Genomic DNA, 16,559 nt, shown 5'->3' on the forward strand with positions numbered 1-16,559 from the left:
TCATGATCGATATTTCATCACTGAGGGCCTTGGTGGCCGTGGAACAGCACGGCTCAGTAGTGGCAGCATCAGACGTGATGGGTTTCAGCCCTTCGGCCATTTCGCAGCAAATCAAGAAACTTGAGAAGCAAACCGGCGTCTCCGTGCTGGAACGCAATGGCCGCGGGGTACTCCTCACCGAGCGGGGTTTGGCCTTGGCCGGCTATGGCCGGAGGATCATGGGCGAGCTTGAAGAGCTGCAGGCCACCCTGCTCGCCGACCCAGCGAAACCTTCGGGACTCCTGCGGCTCGTTGCGTTTTCCACGGCTTGCCGCGGCTTGGTGGGACCCATGCTGGGGCGCATGGCCGCTGCCCACTCCGCCCTGGAGGTCACCGTTCTGGCCGAGGACCCCCGCGAGGCGGTCCACAGGGTGGCCTCAGGCGAAGCAGAACTCGCGGTGGTCCACAACTGGAACTCCGTGCCCCTGGTGATCCCGGAGAACCTGGTGCATGAGGACCTGTGCATCGACCAAGCCGATGTCCTCGTCAACAGCACCCACGCACTTTCCGGACGCGCCGCCGTCGAGCGTGAAGATTTGCTGGACGAAACCTGGATCAGCACCCCGGCAGGAGCCATCTGCAACGAAGCATTGCTGCAGATCTTCGCCGGGCTGGGCAAGGTCCCCGATATCCGCGTTTACGATCCCGATTTCTCCACCCACATCGCCATGGTGGAACAGGGCGTGGCCGTGGCACTCGTTCCGAGGCTCGGCAGGCCTCCGCTTCCCGCCGGCGTGGTTGCCATTCCGGTGATCCGGCCTGTGCAGCAACGGTCCGTGGGCGTGGTGTACCGGAAAACCATGACGGCCAGCCCCAACATTCGCTTAGCTGTGAGCATGCTGCGCGAAATAGCGGCCGAATTACCCCTGCCGCAGGGCTGACCAGGAGCGATCAAGGTCACACAGTGGAACATTCGACGACCGGAGAGTCGTTAGCTTAGGCTAACCTTACCTAGCTATCTGCGCCGCTCGGGGTGCAGTCGTCGAAATCTTTGAAGGGGCCCAACTGTGGAAGCAATCCTCTTTCCCACGGACATGAACCACCATCACACGTATGGCTTGGCCAGCTACATCATGATCGACGACGCACTGTATCCGAGCGCTCATAACCGGCGGGATCCCTATGCGCTTCCCGCTTTCGACATCCGTGGTCAGTGGGTGTACCCAAGCCGCTACAACGAGTACATGGCGCCGCAGTTGCCGGTGTACATGTTCGACGGCGAATACCTGATCGCAACAGGGCACGGCGAAGAAGCGGCGGGCCTGCCGGTGTTCGAGATCCGCTGCATGTGCATGCCGCAGCTGGCCTACGGGGACCCAAGCAACTCGCAATAGTGATTGTTCTGAGCCCTGAAAACAACCACTAATGCCAGCCAGTTTGGGTTAGTGGCGGGGCACCTTGAAGTGCGTCAGCCGCGCGTCCTGCCCATCAAGCTCAGCCCACGATTTTTCCGTTTCCATGACCGTCAACGCACTCGTTGGGTAACTGGTAGCGGCGTCCATGTAAGCGTCGTGGTCCGAATCGCGGGAAGCCAAATGCATGGCCAGATCCTGGACTCCGGGCATATGCGAGATCACCATCAGCGTGGTCACGGTGTCCGGAACATGGTTGATGACCGTCAACATGCGGTTGGCCGAGGCGGAGTACAGGCCGTCCTCGAGTTTGGGCGTCGGAGCTTTGTCCCCCAACTCATCGCACACCCAGGTGCAGGTCTGCCGGGTCCTCAACGCTGACGAGCACAGAATGAAATCGGGAACCACGCCGTGCTTGAGCAACCATTTTCCGGCCAGCGGAGCTTCCCGGTGCCCGCGCTCCTCCAAGGGACGCTCATGATCAGGCACGCCCATGGGCCAATCTGCCTTGGCATGCCGCATGATCACCAGGCGCTTAATGTGATGGTCACTCATACCCCAACCCTATCCGCCCACGTTCTCTTCGGCCCGGGGCTTCCCGACCTTCTTTGGAAGAGAGCAGCCGGTCCGCCGTCACCAACTTTGACTTCCCAGCACCCCAGACACGCGGCGCAGCGGGTGTGTTGAGCGGGTTCCGCGGCCAATGTGGGTGGTGGCGGCACGCAGCCCTGCCGCGGGATCGTCCCGCCAAAGCGAAAGCGCCCGCCTCCTCACGGGAGACGGGCGCTATGTGCTGAGACTAGATCGAGTATTCGGGTGCTGCCCAAACAATAACTTCGGGGTGCTCGTAGAAGCGGTAGCCCTGGCCTCGGACCGTACGGACGGTGTTGGCAAGGCGGCCGAGCTTGGAACGGAGGCGGCGGATGTGGACGTCGATGGTGCGCTCGTTGGGCACCTCTTCGGCGTTGCGCCACAGGCCCTCAAGGAGTTCGTCGCGGCCCACGGTGCGGGTGCCGTTCTCGACGAGGTAGTTGAGGAGTTCGAATTCCTTGAACGTCAGGTTCAGGGATTCGCCGTCGAGGTGCACTTCGCGGCGTGCGAGGTCGATCAGCACGCCGGACGGACGGGATTCCTGCTGCGGCGCCGGACGTGCGGCCTCGGTGCGCTGGCGTGCGGCAACGGTGGGGTCACCGAAGGTGGAACGCACGACGTCGAGTGCCGAGCCGGGTGCCCCGGCGGGGGCAACTGCGACGGCGGCGTAGCTCTCCGCGCCGGTCACGAGGGACTGAGCGTATGCCCGGATTTCCTGGGCGAGCTTGGCGATGGACGTTCCTGCAGCGGCTGCGGTTTCTTCGTCAATGCCCATGTAGAGGACAAACCCGCGGGCTACGTTGTCGTTGGCAACGGGGCGGAGCTTGTCCGACTGGGCAATCACAGGGGTGGGCGCCGTCATGGGCGCCGGCTCTGCTGTGGGGACTGCGCGCAACTGGCCGTAGGAGTTGGGGTTGTAGCCCTGCGGCACGTATCCGGGAGCCTGCTGCCCGGCTCCTTGTGGAGCGGGAGAGTAGCCGGGACGGTTGCCGAAGCCGGGGCGAAGCCCTGCGTTTGACGCGGCCTTGTTGGCGTTACGGACGGAGATGTGGACGTATCCAGATGCAACTGACATGGAGTGCTTACCTCAAAAGTGAATAGCCGTCATCGCGGCTTCGAATGCTGGTTGTCCCCGCAATGAGTTTGGGGAGGGGCGCCCAACGCTGGGCAAGGGGGCGAATGCCTGAAACTTCTTGGGGTGGAAAGTTAGGCTTGCATTCGACAACAGCGGTCATCATGGCCAGCGGGTGTGCTGGGCCAGGTTGCTGCGGCTGCAGGTGCTGTTGAGTTCTTGTTCACATTGGAAGTGTGCAACGTAACAATGGCAACACGCAAGTAACAAAGCGCGGAAACGTCCACATTTTGAGACGTAGACGTCTATTGTGTTGCAAATCACAATTCCGTAGGCGTCATAAATGAACGCCATTTCATTCGGGTGAAGTAGGGATTATTGCTCCCCTGCTGAATTTTCTTCGACTCTTCTGGCATTTTGAGCACCTCTGTTGCAGTGAACTCCCCTCAAGCGGAATCTCACGATCTGAAACACTTGTTGTCCAATCGCAGGCTGCTTTTCTCGCCGATTTTCTGCCCGGAATCTGCTACAAGCTGTAGAAAACAGAGGGAATCGGGAGATAAAGTTCCGCCGCCGACTTACGTGGCCCTGCACTCCCACCTCGCTAGGGTGGAGTTCACAGCGTCCTCACAGGACGGGCATAGCGCTGGCTTACCGGCAGAACGGAGAGTTGTCTCATGGCCTCCTCGCACTCCATGACCAACAACCTTCCCCAGCTGTCCCACCCGGACGGCTCACCGATCCGCGCCCTGGTGGTGGACGACGAACCCAGCCTTGCCGAGCTCATGAGCATGGGCCTGCGCATGGCGGGGTGGTCCGTGGCGGTAGCCGGCGACGGTCCGGGGGCAGTAAAGCTGGCCAAGGACTTCAGGCCGGACGTGCTGGTCCTCGACGTCATGCTCCCCGGCTTCGACGGCGTGGAGGTCCTCAACCGCATCCGCACCTTCGCCCCGGAAGTTCCGGCCCTGTTCCTTACCGCCAAGGACGCCGTGCAGGACCGCATTGTCGGTTTGGCTGCCGGCGGGGACGACTACGTCACCAAGCCCTTCAGCATGGAGGAAGTGCTCCTGCGCCTTCACCGCCTGGTCCAACGTTCCGGGGTGGCCGCCATGGACACTGCCGAGCTGGTGGTGGGTGACCTCACCCTCAACGTAGACACCCGGGAAGTAACCCGCGGCGGCGAAGACATCTCCCTCACCGCCACCCAGTTCGAGCTCCTGCGATACCTCATGGAAAACCCCAAACGAGTGGTCAGCAAGGCCCAGATCCTGGACCGCGTGTGGGACTACGACTTCGGCGGCCAGGCCAACATCGTGGAGCTCTACATTTCCTACCTTCGCAAGAAGATCGAAGCGAACCACCCGCCCATGATCCACACCATCCGCGGTGCCGGATACGTCATCAAGCCCGCGGACTAGGCGTTGAGCACACTTTCAGGAGTGGCCAAAAGGTCAGGTGCGGCCTTACAGACACAGCGCAGCTGGCTCAACCCCTCCACGTGGCACCTGCGCACCAGATTGGTCCTGGTGGCCATGGCCCTGCTGGTCGCCATTTGCTCTGCCGTGGGAGTGGTCAGCTACGCGTCCATGGACATGGTCTTCAACAAGCAGCTCGACAGGCAGCTGGAACAGGCGTCCAGCCGCGCGAATGACTTCGGCAGGCCGCCGTCGAACTTTCCGTCACCCTCCGGAAGGCCTGATCCGCTGGAGGCGCGCGGCCAAGCGGCTGGCACGCTCAACGCGAGGATCAACGGCTCAACCGTGCGTAGCTCCGGTTTGATCGATGCCCAAGGTAACCGCGTCTCGCTCTCGGCCGACGACGAGCAGGTGCTGCTCTCGCTCCCCAGGGACAACGGGCCAGTGGACCGTTCCCTGTCCAACGGCGACTACCGTCTGGTAGCGGTCGAAACCGCGTACGGCGACGTGATTGTGACGGGCCTGCCGCTGGCGGACAAACAGAGTGCGGAGGCCTCGCTCGTGTGGACCATGGTGCTGGTTTCGCTGGGCGGCCTGGTGGTGATCGGCCTGGCCGGCACCGTGATCATCCGCCGCACCATGCGTCCGCTGGAGCAGCTCTCCGAAGTGGCCACGAAGGTTTCGCGGCTGCCTCTCGACGCCGGTGAGGTGGCACTTGCGGTGCGCGTACCGCCGTCGGCTTCTCATCCCGGGACGGAAGTGGGCAGTGTCGGCTATGCCTTGAACCAAATGCTGAACAACGTCTCCAGCGCTTTGGAAGCCCGCCAGGAAAGCGAAACGAAGGTGCGTCAGTTCGTGGCCGATGCCTCGCACGAGCTGCGGACTCCCCTGACCGCCATCCGGGGCTATACCGAGCTGCTGAGGATGACCGAGAACTTCACCGAAGACGGCCGGAAGTCGCTGGCTCGCGTCCAAAGCCAGTCCGAGCGCATGACCACGTTGGTGGAGGACCTGCTGCTGTTGGCGCGGTTGGACGAGGGCCAACCCGTGAAAGTTGAGGATGTGGACCTCACTCAGTTGGTGATCGAGACGGTCAGTGACGAGAAAGTCATGGCACCCGATCACATCTGGCAGCTCCAGCTCCCGGACGAGCCCATCACGGTCCGCGGCGACGCCACGCAACTGCATCAGGTGCTGGCGAACCTGCTGTCCAACGCCCGCAAACACACCGACCCCGGCACCACTGTGGTCACCGGCGTCATGCTCTCCGCCGATGGCAGCGCCGTGGTCAGCGTGACGGACAACGGCCCCGGCATTCCGGAAGATTTCCAGGGCCGGATTTTCTCGCGATTTGCCCGCGCCGACGCCGCACGATCGGGCTCTGAAGGCACCTCCGGACTCGGCCTGTCCATTGTGGAATCCATTGTTTCAGCTCACGGCGGTAGCGTGGAAGTGACCTCACGGCCGGGGCGCACGGAGTTCGCCCTTCGACTTCCCACGGTGAGCACCGAAGGCCTGTAACGAATCGGGCAAGGCGACTCACCGGCGTCGTGATCTCTGTTACCTAAATGTGACTTCTGCGGAAACCTCCTGTACCGTCGAAAGGGTGGGTCGCCCCTAGCAGGCCCACATCCGGGATGCGCCGAGCTCTGCCACTTCCCGGAGTCCGTTCTTTCTCCGAGGCAGAGACGGGGGACCCAGAGTCTCCGGGCCAGGCTTTTTGCCGGCCCTTGGGGTGAAGCCGCAGCGTGATGCGCGGCCGGATGACCTCATCCGAACCCGACAGCTAACTCCGCAGGCGCTGAGAGGTAATCACATGTCTGAATTTAACGATCAGACGCGCCCTTCCGCGCGTCGCCGCGACGAGAACAACGCACCGCTCACCAAGTCGCAGTCCGTCCTCAAGAACGCAGCCCGCCAGGGTAAGTCCGGCCACCGCATGTCCGTCGTAGCCGGTGTCGTGGCAGCTGCACTGGGCGTTGCATCGCTCGGAACCGCCGCCAACGCCGCACTGACCCTCCCCGAGGCAAGCCGCGTAGCCGGAACCCAAGCGAGCGCCCAGGTCAACTCCAACAAGTCGGCTGAGATCTCCGCTTCCCTGAATGCTGCCGCCGAAAAGGGCGCAACTGACAGGGCCGCTGCTGACGCTGCTGCCAAGGCAGCCGCTGAGAAGGCCGCTGCCGAGAAGGCTGCCGCAGACCAGGCCGCCGCCGCACAGGCTGCTGCTGAGAAGGCTGCCGCCGATCAGGCCGCCGCACAGGTTGCTGCTGAGAAGGCTGCTGCTGACGCTGCCGCCAAGCAAGCAGCCGACGCAGCTGCTGCCGCCGCCGCGGAAGCCGCAGCAGCTGCTGCAGCACCCAAGGCTGTTGACGACCCCGCTGCTGCCAAGGCCTATGCACTCAGCATCCTGGGCAACTACGGCTGGGGCGCCGGTGAAATGGCTGCCCTGAACACGCTGTGGGAGAAGGAATCCAACTGGAAGACCACGGCGATGAACGCTTCCAGCGGCGCCTATGGCATTGTCCAGTCCCTGCCGGCCTCCAAGATGGCCACTGCCGGCGCTGACTGGGAAACCAACTACCAGACCCAGATCAAGTGGGGCCTGAACTACATCAAGGAGCGTTACGGATCCCCGTCCGCCGCTCTGGGCTTCCACTTGGCCAACAACTGGTACTAAGCCGAGCCGCTTGATCGCCGCGCCCGTTGCCGCCGTTTGCACCAGTACCAACTGGAGCGAATGGCGGGAGCGGGCGCGGCTTTTGCCGTTTCACAGCTGTGGCGCATGGTTCACAGCTCCAGCACGTGGTTCACAGCTCCAGCACGTGGTTCACAGTGAGGTCACAGCTACCGCCTAAAGCGTTCATAATCGGCGGTCCCATGCTGGATACATGACGCTCACAGGTCCCACCACCAGCGCTTTGGCACGAAGGACTCATTCGGCTCGCTTGCGTGGCGCGGCGTTGCCCACTGGTCACCCGGCTCTCCTCCAAGGCCAGACGGGTCCGAGCCCCCAGCCCCGGCGTCTCCCCGTTGACACCAGTGTTGTGGTTCCCGTCCTGGACCTCACCGTCCCTGTCTACAACGAGGAAGCGCGCCTGGAACACAACCTCCGCCAGCTGCACGGGCATCTGACGAGGTCCTTTCCGCACACGTTCCGGATCACCGTGGCGGACAACGCCAGCACAGACAGCACGCTGAGGATTGCCGAGCGCCTTGCCCGTGAACTCCCTGAATTGACGGTGGTCCGGTTCCAAGAGAGGGGACGCGGGAACGCTCTCCGCCAGGTCTGGCAGTCGTCGCCGTCACCTGTTCTTGCCTACACGGAAGCGGATCTGTCCACGGACCTCTCCGCGCTGGCGCCCCTTGTGGCACCGCTGATCTCCGGCCACTCGGACCTCGCCATCGGCACGCGTCTGGCACCGGGTTCCCGTGTCACCCGCAGTCCGCATCGTGAGTTCATTTCGCGCAGCTACACCTCGCTCCTGCGGACGGTCTTGGGGGCTCGTTTTTCCGACGCCCAGTGCGGCTTCAAGGCCGTCCGCGCCGACGTAGCGCACAGCCTCCTCCCCCACACCACGGACGACTCGTGGTTCTTCGATACCGAACTTCTGGTGATCGCTGAACGCTGTGGTCTGCGCGTCCATGAAGTACCCGTCGACTGGACCGACGACGCTGACTCCCGTGTCGACGTCGTACGAACCGCCCTGGCCGACCTGCGCGGTATGGCGCGCCTGAACCGAAACCTGCGCCGCATTCCGATCCACGAGCTTCGGCGTGAACTGGGAGTGAAAGCGACGTTGAGGGGCAGTCTGTCCCGGGGCGTGTTCCGGACCTTGACGTGGACCTTGGCCTACGCTGTGGTCTTCCTTCTGGTCCGCAACGCCACGGACCCTTGGATGGCGAGCGTCGTGGCGTTGCTGCTCACCACTTGGGTAACGCGCCCGTTCCGGCGTTACGTGATGCGGGGAAGCAACTTCTGAGCGCTACGCCTCCGGTTCGGCCTCCACCGCACGCCGGACCGCTGCGATGGACGCTGCAACATCCCCCGCGTCCGTTGACCAGTTGCTGACCGAGATCCGCAGGATCTCCCGGCCGCGCCAGGCCGAGCCCGACATCCACACCGCGCCCTCGGCCATGAGCCGTTGCGTGACGCGGTGCGTGCGGTCGTCGCTGCCGAAGCTCACCGAGACCTGCGTAAAGACGACATCATTGAGGACCTCGACGCCCGGGATTGCCGCGAGGCCCTCAGCCAACGCACGGGCGTTCGCCGCAAGCCGCTCAACCATGGCGATCACTCCATGGCGGCCCAACTGCCTGAGGGCGGCCCACACGGGAATGCCGCGGGCGCGGCGCGACAACTCGGGAACCTTCTCGAAAGGGTCCCCCGGTCCGGCGTCCGTTGCGATGAAGTAGCTCGTGTGGATGCTGAACGCCCGGCGAAGTGCTTCCGGGCTCGCAACGATCGCCAAGCCGCAGTCGTAGGGAACATTGAGTGTTTTGTGTGCATCGGTAGCCCAGGAGTCGGCGCCCTCAACACCAGCCAGCCGTTCCCGCAACGTTGGGCTGACGGCCGCCCACAAACCAAAAGCACCATCCACGTGCACCCATGCCCCGCGTTCATGGGCAACGGCCACAGCTTCCTTCATGGGGTCAAAGGCGCCGGAGTGCAGGTTACCCGCTTGCAGGCAGACCAACGATGGCCCGGGTTGCTCATCCAGGGCAGCCGCCAGTGCCTCGGGCAGAATGCGACCCTGCTCATCAGCGTCCACTGGAACGCAGGCCCCCAACCCGAGATACCGGAGCGCCAGGTCAACGGCCGCGTGCCGCTCCCGTCCCGCGAAGGTGGTGATGCGCGGAGCACCCGAGAGGCCCAAGGACTGAAGATCCCAGCCCGCCTGATCCATAAGGTATTGGCGGCCAGCGGCCAGTCCCACGAAGTTCGCGGTGGTGGCCCCGGTGGTGAAGCCGACGTCGGAGGTTGCGGGCAGGTGCAGGAGGTCAAGAAGCCAGGCGGCGGCGGATTCTTCGATGGCAGCCGCAGCCGGAGTGGCGAAGCGGAGTCCGGTGTTCTGGTCCCATGCCGAAACCAGCCAGTCGGCGGCCATGGCGGCGGGCAGGGTTCCACCCATGACCCACCCGTAGAACCGTCCGGACTGGATGGCCATCAAGCCCGGTTCGGCCAGGGTGGCAAGCTCGTCCACCACATCAGCGGCTTCAGTTGGCCCGTCCGGGAGGATCGATGCCAAGCTCGCGGCCACCTGATCGGCGTCGACCGCGGGACGGACGGGGCGGTCGGGAACCGACGCCAACCAGTCCGTCGCGTGCACCATGGCCCGCTTCAATGCAGCACTGTACGCCTCCGGCATCGCAGACATGCGCACAGCCTACGCTGGGTTTCCCGCTTGGAACAGCCCGCTCAGGAACAGCTACAGCGTCAGCGTCAGGAGGTGACCGCCGTCGTCGTCCTTCGCCGCGGTGACGGTGACCGCCGAGTAGTCCGGGATGCGCCACATGCCCGGCTCCAGCTCCGCATTGTGCCTGGCAGCGGCCTTGCCCACCACAACGGTCCGCATCCCCGCAGCACGCGCCGCGGCGATACCGGCAGGTGCGTCTTCAAAGACCACGACGTCGGCCGGGTCGGCTCCCAGCAGCGCCGCCGCCTTCAGGTACCCCTCAGGATGCGGTTTACCGCGGGTGACCGACTCGGCAGTGACTGTTGTGGACGGCATGGTGAGTCCGGCCGCCTGCATGCGGATCTCAGCAAGGATGCGGTCCGCCGAGGTGACCAAAGCGATGGCGTCATCAGGAAGCCCCGCCAGCAGGTCTTCTGCCCCGGGGAGTGCGATCACGCCGTCTGTCCGGGAACGTTCCATCTGGCCGAGCTCGGCAGTCAGGGCGTCGAAGTCAGCGCCGGCTGGCGCATACCGGCGGACAGTATCGCCGGCCTGGACGCCGTGCGAGGTGCGGAGGATCTCGTCGAAATCCAAGCCGTATCGCTCGGCGAACTCCAGCCACACTTGCTCAACGATCGCCGTTGAATCCACCAGTGTGCCGTCCATGTCGAAAAGGACGGCGCGGACGGTCAGTGTGGGTGGCCCGGTGGGGAGGGCGGGCTCGGCAGGTTGGGTCATGGTTCCATCCTGCCGCACGTCCGGGGTACAGCGCCGAAGTGTGACTTGGCCGAAGACTGCCTAGCCGTTTGGCCGCTGCGGGATGTACTGGATCGCCCACTTGTTGCCGTCGGGGTCAGCGAAGTAGACGAAGTGACCCCAGTCCTGGACGTCGATGTCGCTGACATCCACGCCGTTGGCTTTGAGTTGCTCGTGCGCCTTGTTGATGTCCGCCACCACCACTTGAAGGCTTGGCGCTGTGCCTGGAGGAGCGTCGCTGAGGCCCTCCCCGATGGCGATGGAACACGCCGACCCCGGCGGTGTCAGCTGCACGAAGCGGATGCCGTCCATGGGACGTTCATCGAAATCGGCGTTGAAACCAACCTTGTTGACGTAGAAGTCCTTCGCGCGATCGACGTCGGACACAGGGACAAACACCAGTTCAAGTTTCCAGTCCATGCGCCACAGGCTAGCGGGGGGCGTCGAAAACGGGTAGGGGTGTTTGATTTCGATAGCCTAAGCCGTCCTCTGCGGTCTCTCTTTCCTGAATACGAGGGACATGAGGGAAGCGCAAGCCAGGGCCCCCACGCCGCTGATAACAAGAAACTCGACCAAGGGCGAATGCAAGGCAGTGTCGTCAGTGAACGCGCGGACGTGCGAAATGGCGAATCCCATGGCTGCGTCTGGAAAAACCAACAGGGCGGCCGGGGTGCCGTAACAATACAGTGCGCGAGACACGGGTTGGATCACTCCGATGGCGCCCGGCTTTCGTACCAGAAACCAACAAACCGCAGCAGAGACCCCTGTCCACACGAGGAACCACAAGATGTTGCCTAGGTTGGAACCGCCCTCAAAGGCCCCGTAAGACTCGAAGATGCCGAGACCGGAATACTGCGCGGACGTAACATAAACGGCGAAGGATCCGAGTGCCCACGGAATCAAGGCAGCTCCCAGCAGGACCCACTTACGCACGGCATGTCTCGGCAACGGCGCCATCTTCAAGCGTTTGAATTCCAACATCAGTCTGTCTGGTTGGGTCCGCAAAGACAGTTGTACCATCCCCGGCCACCTCCGCATCATCAGCTTGACCGCTCGTCGGCAGTTCCAATGAGAGTTGTAATCCGTCCGAGCCTCCGTCCAGCAATGCAGTGGCATCGCCCCCATCCTTTGAAACTTCTACGGTCGATTCCTTGACATTGGTTGTTACCGAATCGGACGACTCTATGTCGGGTTGCGCGGCAGCAGCCGAGTCTTGGCCCGCGGAGACCACCGCCTCCTGTATGACGGCGGCCGCCGTCTCAGCAGTTTCCTTAACGGATTCATCATGCTCACTGGCTTGCGCAGCCGCTGGCACCACAAGGGAAATGGCGATGGCCGAAGCACAAGCGAGCGCAGCGAATTGTTTCAATCTCATTCGTCCCCCATCACAACGCGGAGCGGAGGGTCCGCCCACTATTGAAGTGAGCCAAGGGCACGAATCGTGACGGGAACCACAACGGGGAAGACTTAGTCCGTTATGAGCAGACACGAGTCAAGGAATCCGAATGACGACGAGTACTGCCGGCACATCGCGTCACTGCACCGCGTGAAGCGGCAAGCAAGCAACCTTCGGAGCAAGGCGGCATGTGAGCCTACCGCAGTTGCGATAAGCGCACCACAGCTCGGGAATAAGAAAGGGGACCGTGAATGCCTTAACCCGCCACGCCGTAGAGGCGGTCGCCGGCGTCGCCCAGGCCGGGCACGATGTACGACTTTTCGTTGAGCTTCTCGTCAATGGAAGCCAGAACGATCTTCACGTTGGCGTCGGAGAGCTCTTCTTCCAGCTTGGACAATCCCTCCGGAGCGGCCAGCAGGCAAATGCAGGTCACGTCCGAGGCACCGCGCTTGAACAGGAACTTGATGGCCTCGCGCAAGGTGCCACCAGTTGCGAGCATGGGGTCGAGGACGAAGATCTGACGGCCGGTGAGGTCCTCGGGGAGGCGCTCGGCGTAGGTGATAATGTCCAGGGTTTCTTCGTCGCGGGCCATGCCCAGGAAGCCGACCTCAGCAGTGGGGACCAGCTTGGTCATGCCCTCGAGCATGCCAAGGCCTGCGCGCAGAATGGGGACCACAAGCGGAGTGGGTTTAGTGAACGCCGTGCCCACGGTTTTGGTGACAGGTGTTTCGATCTCGACTGGCTGCGTCTTGACCTCGCGGGTGGCTTCGTAGGCCAGGAGGGTGACGAGTTCTTCAGTGAGTTGCCGGAAGACCGGTGAAGGAGTGTTCTTATCCCGCAGAACGGTGAGCTTGTGAGCGACCAGCGGGTGGTCCACGACGAGTGTGCGCATCCCCCAAAACTATCATTGAGACATGAGCGCCACCGAGCCGTATCACGCAGATCACCTGGCCTGGATGGGCCTTGCCCTGGACGAAGCCCGGTTGGCGTTGAAAACGGACGACGTGCCGATTGGCGCCGTGGTGTTGGGGCCCGACGGCGGTGTGCTGGGTTCCGGACGCAACGAACGGGAGGCTCACGGGGACCCGACGGCTCACGCGGAGATCGTCGCCATCCGCGAAGCTGCCGCTGCGCTGCGTCAGCTCGCTCACGATTCGGGCGCCTCTGGCGACGGTTGGCGGCTTGAGGATTGCACCTTGGTGGTCACCCTTGAGCCCTGCGCCATGTGTGCCGGGGCTATTGTCCTTGCCCGTATTCCCCGCGTCGTGTTTGGCGCGTGGGACGAGAAAGCCGGTGCCGTGGGGTCTGTCTTCGATATCCTCCGCGAGCGCCGGCTCAATCACTGGGTGGAGGTGTACGCGGGCGTTCGCGAGGACGAGTGCGCTGCCTTGCTCAGGGACTTCTTCGCTACACACCGGGTACCGGCCGTGGAGCACCGCCCCGTCTGATCTTTCCAAGTGGGAGCACATCATGTCTGTCTCTTTCAACCACACCATCGTCTATGCCACGGACAAGCACCGTTCGGCGGAGTTCCTGGCCCGCATCTTGGGGCTTCCGAAGCCGCAGCCCATGTGGTCCTTCGTGACCGTGGCGTTGGAGAACGGGGTAGCGCTGGACTTCCTTGAGGCCTCCGGGGAGATCGCCCCGCAGCACTACGCGTTTCTGGTCAGCGAGGAGGAGTTCGATCAGGTCTTCCTGAGGATCACCGCGGAACACATCCCCTATTGGGCCGATCCTGCCCGTTCCCGCGAACAACAGATCAACCACAACGACGGCGGCCGTGGGATGTACTTCTGCGACCCTGACGGGCACTTCCTTGAGGCGATCACCAGGCCGTATGGCTCGGGCTGAGCTGGTTCGTTGAAGGCGTCAGCGTCCGGCGGCCTCATCCAGCGCGTCGATCCGGATTTGGCGTGATGCCGGGGTATCTAAACTGAACGACCTGAAATCGCCGAGTTCGTCCCGAATCCATGCTTCTACTTGCGTGATTCTTTCGCGGACCGCCTCTGTCGGCTGATCGAAGGTCCACGCCGCGATCCTTTCCTTGCCGGGATCGTACTGCCAGAGCCCGATGATCCTCCCACGGTCCAAGATGGGATGGTCCGGGAGGTCGGCCTGCAGCGCGAGCGTGGAGCCCAGGACGCTCTTGCCCCTGTCCTCGTCCGCAAACATGTCTGCCGAGTTCCGCCTGAGGAGGACCAGTGAGTCGGTGCCTGCCAGCAGCTGGATTTGCTCGTCACCGGGCTCTTCAAAGTCAGCTAAGCGTTCGACGTCGGCGGGCAGCATCCACAGGATCTCACCGCACGCTGTGGGCACTTCCACTGCGCCAATGGCGGCGAGCGCCTTTTTGCTTTGAGCCACGGTGAACGCAGTGAACCACTGACTCTGTTTGAAGGTCGCTCCCCCGGTCCAGCGCAGGTAACGTTCGAGCAAAAGGCGGCGGGCGCCGTCGTCGTCCAGTTTGCCGGGCGGAAGGCCCCATTTGGTGTAGGCGTAGCGCTGCTGGTCGAGGCGGCCGTTGACGGGGACGCGGCGGATGCGGCCGTCTGCCTGCAGGAGTCCCAAGGCGGTGGGCAGCGTGGTGGAGGCGCCCTTTTTCTTGCCTTCCTCGCCTAGGCTGCGGACCGAGTCGCCCAGCACATCCCGGAGTTGTTTGGGGTCCATGGGACTGCTGGTTTCTCTGAGGGCGTGCTCCACCTCGTCCTCGAGGAGGGTAATCTCACCGCGTTCGACGCCCAGCCTTGCCAGTACTTTGAAGGGGGCTATGGCGGCGTCGCGGCCGATCTGGAGGGCCCAGGCGTAGTCGGCCTGGCCCAGGACGTAGGTGCATCCTCGGGCTGTGGGGAGTTCGTGGATTTTCAGCGCTTTGACGTCCCGGTCTGCTTGCTCGCGGCTGATTCCTGCCCTGGCGAACAATGTGAGGTACGGGTTGGCGCCTCCTACCGAGCGGGCCCAGCCAGCGTGGTCCAGGACTTCTTCGGAAGTCTTGCCGTTCAGCGAGCCGTCAAGTCCCTGCCGTTGCCAGGCCCACGCCCTCAGGCGCTCAGGCGTGAGGGTTTCCGGTGCCGGGAGGGTCTGGACCGTGCTAGTTGCGGTCTGGACTGTGCTAGTCATGGCCCCATTCTGCACCCTCCCCCGCTGCTACGTGAGGGCTTTCAGGACGATGGTCGCGGTGGTGTCCCAGCCGTGGAGATGGTCCCGGGCTTTGAGGGCGGCGGTCCGCCAACGCTCTTGGAGCGCGGGGTCAGTGAGCCACCTACGGAGGGTGTTGGTGAGGTTCCCGTTTTCTGGGAGTTCCAAGGCAGTGCCCGCCCCTGTCTTACCCAGTGCTTCCACTGCTCCCGTCCCCTGCCGCACAAGCACGGGGATGCCATGAGCCAACGACTCCGAGACCGCCATTCCATAGCTTTCGGAGCGTGAAATAAGGACACTGAGGTCCGCCCGGTGCCACTGATCCTCGAGGGCCTCGCCGGTCAGCTCACCGGTGACGCTGATACGGTTTTGGAGCCCGTGATGCTCGACGGCGGCCCTCACCTCCGCGGCGTACCTCGGGTCAGCGTCGTTGGAGCCGATGAGGGCTGCGGTCCAGGGGAGATCCTGCGTGTGGCTGAGGGCCTCCACGAGTTCGAGTTGGCTCTTGTTAGGCAACAACGCCGCGACAGCCACGATGTGCTGCGGTTGCGATCCCTTGGCAGGGTCTGCTTCAACAGCCCCGGGTGTGGCCACGACAATGTCCTGGTGCCCGTGCCTGGCTCGCAGTTCCGCGGCGGCATGGGCGCTCGGGCAAATGATCCCGGTCGCCGCAGCCAGCGCCTTGGCCTCAAGATCCGGATGGTCCGCCAACGCCATGTGGGACAGGATCCAGACCCGTGTTCCTTTACCTGCGGCACCGGCGATCTCGTCCGGTGCCCCACTCGCCACCAAGCCGTCGGCAATCACTGTTGTGGCGCCGTCGAGCATGTCAGCGAAGCGCTGCCGGTCCGCGGGGCTCCCAACCGGCCAGTCGCCGTCGACCGTTACTGTTTCAACTTCGACGCCCAAGGCGGACAGGTGCTCGGCGAGCTTGGCGTTGTACTTGTTGCCGCCGGAGCCGTGCCGGACGTTCCCCGGGACCAGGAAGCGGATGTGCACTTACTTGACCGGGTTTACTTGACCGGGAGCTCCAGCGAGTAGCCTGCCCAGGCGTCCGGGTTTTCGCGGAGGACCACGTCGATGCCGGTGAGGGCCGGACCGTCCGCAGTGTCCTGGATTCGGGTGGCCATGGCGTCGGCGATGTGCTTCGCGAGCGCTTCGGTGGTGGAGAGTTTGCCCTTGAAAGCGGGGTGTTCGTCCAGGTTCTTGTAGTTCAGGTCGGCGAGCACTTCCTCGAGGATGCCGCCGGCGGCACCGATGTCAAGGACTATGGCGTCGTCGTTGACGTTGGGCCGGCGGAAGGTGACCTCGGCTACGAACGTGGCGCCGTGCAGGCCCTGGGCCGGGCCGAAAGCTTCGCGGGGAAGGCTGTGGGCGATCATGAAGTGGCGTCGGACGGTCAAGCTGAACATG

18 protein-coding genes and 1 riboswitch are annotated in these 16,559 nt (G+C 63.5%); of the genes, 8 read left to right on the forward strand and 10 right to left on the reverse strand.

What is annotated here, in order from left to right; all coding sequences use genetic code 11:
- Nucleotides 1–2: 2 nt before the first annotated feature.
- Both J3A64_RS14220 and J3A64_RS14225 read left to right on the forward strand, forming a co-directional pair.
- The gene (locus J3A64_RS14220) at nt 3–920 is read left to right on the forward strand and encodes a LysR family transcriptional regulator (RefSeq protein ID WP_210064597.1); all 918 of its coding nucleotides are present in this window, start codon (nt 3–5) and stop codon (nt 918–920) included.
- 126 nt (nt 921–1,046) lie between these two features.
- A complete protein-coding gene (locus J3A64_RS14225; protein WP_307807199.1) occupies nt 1,047–1,373 on the forward strand; it encodes a hypothetical protein in 327 nt (108 codons plus the stop codon).
- Between the two features lie 48 nt (nt 1,374–1,421).
- Here J3A64_RS14225 and J3A64_RS14230 read toward each other — a convergent pair whose 3' ends face one another.
- A complete protein-coding gene (locus tag J3A64_RS14230; protein ID WP_011773552.1) occupies nt 1,422–1,946 on the reverse strand; it encodes a histidine phosphatase family protein in 525 nt (174 codons plus the stop codon).
- 244 nt (nt 1,947–2,190) lie between these two features.
- The gene (locus tag J3A64_RS14235) at nt 2,191–3,057 is read right to left on the reverse strand and encodes a winged helix-turn-helix domain-containing protein (RefSeq protein ID WP_014920786.1); all 867 of its coding nucleotides are present in this window, start codon (nt 3,055–3,057) and stop codon (nt 2,191–2,193) included.
- Between the two features lie 674 nt (nt 3,058–3,731).
- Here J3A64_RS14235 and J3A64_RS14240 point away from each other — a divergent pair.
- The 4 genes from J3A64_RS14240 (at nt 3,732) to J3A64_RS14255 (ending at nt 8,449) form a co-directional block, all read left to right on the forward strand.
- The gene (locus J3A64_RS14240) at nt 3,732–4,472 is read left to right on the forward strand and encodes a response regulator transcription factor (protein WP_011773550.1); all 741 of its coding nucleotides are present in this window, start codon (nt 3,732–3,734) and stop codon (nt 4,470–4,472) included.
- A 21-nt stretch (nt 4,473–4,493) separates the two neighbouring features.
- On the forward strand, nt 4,494–5,990 hold the full coding sequence (locus J3A64_RS14245) for a cell wall metabolism sensor histidine kinase WalK (protein ID WP_210064598.1): 1,497 nt from the start codon (nt 4,494–4,496) through the stop codon (nt 5,988–5,990).
- Between the two features lie 109 nt (nt 5,991–6,099).
- Nucleotides 6,100–6,284, forward strand: a riboswitch (cyclic di-AMP (ydaO/yuaA leader).
- Nucleotide 6,285: 1 nt separating this feature from the next.
- Nucleotides 6,286–7,146, forward strand: coding sequence for a hypothetical protein (locus J3A64_RS14250; protein ID WP_210064599.1), 861 nt, complete (start codon nt 6,286–6,288; stop codon nt 7,144–7,146).
- Between the two features lie 211 nt (nt 7,147–7,357).
- Nucleotides 7,358–8,449, forward strand: a complete 1,092-nt coding sequence (locus J3A64_RS14255; protein WP_286176329.1) for a dolichyl-phosphate beta-glucosyltransferase — start codon at nt 7,358–7,360, stop codon at nt 8,447–8,449.
- Between the two features lie 3 nt (nt 8,450–8,452).
- Here the strand turns inward: J3A64_RS14255 and J3A64_RS14260 are convergent, their stop codons facing one another.
- The 5 genes from J3A64_RS14260 to upp form a co-directional block, all read right to left on the reverse strand.
- Nucleotides 8,453–9,844, reverse strand: a complete 1,392-nt coding sequence (locus J3A64_RS14260) for an aminotransferase class V-fold PLP-dependent enzyme (protein ID WP_210064600.1) — start codon at nt 9,842–9,844, stop codon at nt 8,453–8,455.
- A gap of 51 nt (nt 9,845–9,895) precedes the next feature.
- Nucleotides 9,896–10,600 carry an HAD-IA family hydrolase gene (locus J3A64_RS14265; RefSeq protein WP_210064601.1) on the reverse strand — a complete coding sequence of 235 codons (705 nt, stop codon included), beginning with the start codon at nt 10,598–10,600 and terminating at the stop codon, nt 9,896–9,898.
- A gap of 60 nt (nt 10,601–10,660) precedes the next feature.
- The gene (locus J3A64_RS14270; protein ID WP_011773544.1) at nt 10,661–11,038 is read right to left on the reverse strand and encodes a VOC family protein; all 378 of its coding nucleotides are present in this window, start codon (nt 11,036–11,038) and stop codon (nt 10,661–10,663) included.
- Between the two features lie 505 nt (nt 11,039–11,543).
- On the reverse strand, nt 11,544–11,993 hold the full coding sequence (locus tag J3A64_RS14275) for a hypothetical protein (protein ID WP_210064602.1): 450 nt from the start codon (nt 11,991–11,993) through the stop codon (nt 11,544–11,546).
- A gap of 277 nt (nt 11,994–12,270) precedes the next feature.
- The gene (gene upp / locus J3A64_RS14280) at nt 12,271–12,906 is read right to left on the reverse strand and encodes a uracil phosphoribosyltransferase (protein ID WP_011773542.1); all 636 of its coding nucleotides are present in this window, start codon (nt 12,904–12,906) and stop codon (nt 12,271–12,273) included.
- Between the two features lie 22 nt (nt 12,907–12,928).
- Between upp and J3A64_RS14285 the strand changes: the two genes are divergently transcribed.
- Entirely contained in the window at nt 12,929–13,462 is a 534-nt protein-coding gene (locus tag J3A64_RS14285; RefSeq protein WP_011773541.1) for a nucleoside deaminase, read from the forward strand.
- Between the two features lie 22 nt (nt 13,463–13,484).
- Nucleotides 13,485–13,865 carry a VOC family protein gene (locus J3A64_RS14290; RefSeq protein ID WP_210064603.1) on the forward strand — a complete coding sequence of 127 codons (381 nt, stop codon included), beginning with the start codon at nt 13,485–13,487 and terminating at the stop codon, nt 13,863–13,865.
- Between the two features lie 18 nt (nt 13,866–13,883).
- Here the strand turns inward: J3A64_RS14290 and J3A64_RS14295 are convergent, their stop codons facing one another.
- The 3 genes from J3A64_RS14295 to J3A64_RS14305 all read right to left on the reverse strand — a co-directional run bounded on the left by J3A64_RS14295 (nt 13,884) and on the right by J3A64_RS14305 (nt 16,558).
- Entirely contained in the window at nt 13,884–15,128 is a 1,245-nt protein-coding gene (locus tag J3A64_RS14295) for a DNA glycosylase AlkZ-like family protein (protein ID WP_210064605.1), read from the reverse strand.
- Nucleotides 15,129–15,155: 27 nt separating this feature from the next.
- Nucleotides 15,156–15,974, reverse strand: coding sequence for a glycosyltransferase family 4 protein (locus tag J3A64_RS14300; protein ID WP_210066164.1), 819 nt, complete (start codon nt 15,972–15,974; stop codon nt 15,156–15,158).
- Nucleotides 15,975–16,159: 185 nt separating this feature from the next.
- The gene (locus J3A64_RS14305) at nt 16,160–16,558 is read right to left on the reverse strand and encodes a 6-carboxytetrahydropterin synthase (RefSeq protein WP_210064607.1); all 399 of its coding nucleotides are present in this window, start codon (nt 16,556–16,558) and stop codon (nt 16,160–16,162) included.
- Nucleotide 16,559: the final 1 nt, after the last annotated feature.

It is taken from the genome of Pseudarthrobacter sp. PvP004, assembly GCF_017876035.1.
Classification (GTDB): domain Bacteria; phylum Actinomycetota; class Actinomycetes; order Actinomycetales; family Micrococcaceae; genus Arthrobacter; species Arthrobacter aurescens_A.

What these genes read in the sequence shown, in the direction of transcription:
- J3A64_RS14275 (WP_210064602.1), bottom strand. Translation starts at nt 11,993, where the DNA reads ATGAGATTGAAACAATTCGCTGCGCTCGCTTGTGCTTCGGCCATCGCC.
- J3A64_RS14285 (WP_011773541.1), top strand. Translation starts at nt 12,929, where the DNA reads ATGAGCGCCACCGAGCCGTATCACGCAGATCACCTGGCCTGGATGGGC.
- J3A64_RS14260 (WP_210064600.1), bottom strand. Translation starts at nt 9,844, where the DNA reads ATGTCTGCGATGCCGGAGGCGTACAGTGCTGCATTGAAGCGGGCCATG.
- upp (WP_011773542.1), bottom strand. Translation starts at nt 12,906, where the DNA reads ATGCGCACACTCGTCGTGGACCACCCGCTGGTCGCTCACAAGCTCACC.
- J3A64_RS14265 (WP_210064601.1), bottom strand. Translation starts at nt 10,600, where the DNA reads ATGACCCAACCTGCCGAGCCCGCCCTCCCCACCGGGCCACCCACACTG.
- J3A64_RS14250 (WP_210064599.1), top strand. Translation starts at nt 6,286, where the DNA reads ATGTCTGAATTTAACGATCAGACGCGCCCTTCCGCGCGTCGCCGCGAC.
- J3A64_RS14290 (WP_210064603.1), top strand. Translation starts at nt 13,485, where the DNA reads ATGTCTGTCTCTTTCAACCACACCATCGTCTATGCCACGGACAAGCAC.
- J3A64_RS14270 (WP_011773544.1), bottom strand. Translation starts at nt 11,038, where the DNA reads ATGGACTGGAAACTTGAACTGGTGTTTGTCCCTGTGTCCGACGTCGAT.
- J3A64_RS14300 (WP_210066164.1), bottom strand. Translation starts at nt 15,974, where the DNA reads ATGCTCGACGGCGCCACAACAGTGATTGCCGACGGCTTGGTGGCGAGT.
- J3A64_RS14220 (WP_210064597.1), top strand. Translation starts at nt 3, where the DNA reads ATGATCGATATTTCATCACTGAGGGCCTTGGTGGCCGTGGAACAGCAC.
- J3A64_RS14230 (WP_011773552.1), bottom strand. Translation starts at nt 1,946, where the DNA reads ATGAGTGACCATCACATTAAGCGCCTGGTGATCATGCGGCATGCCAAG.
- J3A64_RS14240 (WP_011773550.1), top strand. Translation starts at nt 3,732, where the DNA reads ATGGCCTCCTCGCACTCCATGACCAACAACCTTCCCCAGCTGTCCCAC.
- J3A64_RS14295 (WP_210064605.1), bottom strand. Translation starts at nt 15,128, where the DNA reads ATGACTAGCACAGTCCAGACCGCAACTAGCACGGTCCAGACCCTCCCG.
- J3A64_RS14255 (WP_286176329.1), top strand. Translation starts at nt 7,358, where the DNA reads ATGACGCTCACAGGTCCCACCACCAGCGCTTTGGCACGAAGGACTCAT.
- J3A64_RS14235 (WP_014920786.1), bottom strand. Translation starts at nt 3,057, where the DNA reads ATGTCAGTTGCATCTGGATACGTCCACATCTCCGTCCGTAACGCCAAC.
- J3A64_RS14305 (WP_210064607.1), bottom strand. Translation starts at nt 16,558, where the DNA reads ATGTTCAGCTTGACCGTCCGACGCCACTTCATGATCGCCCACAGCCTT.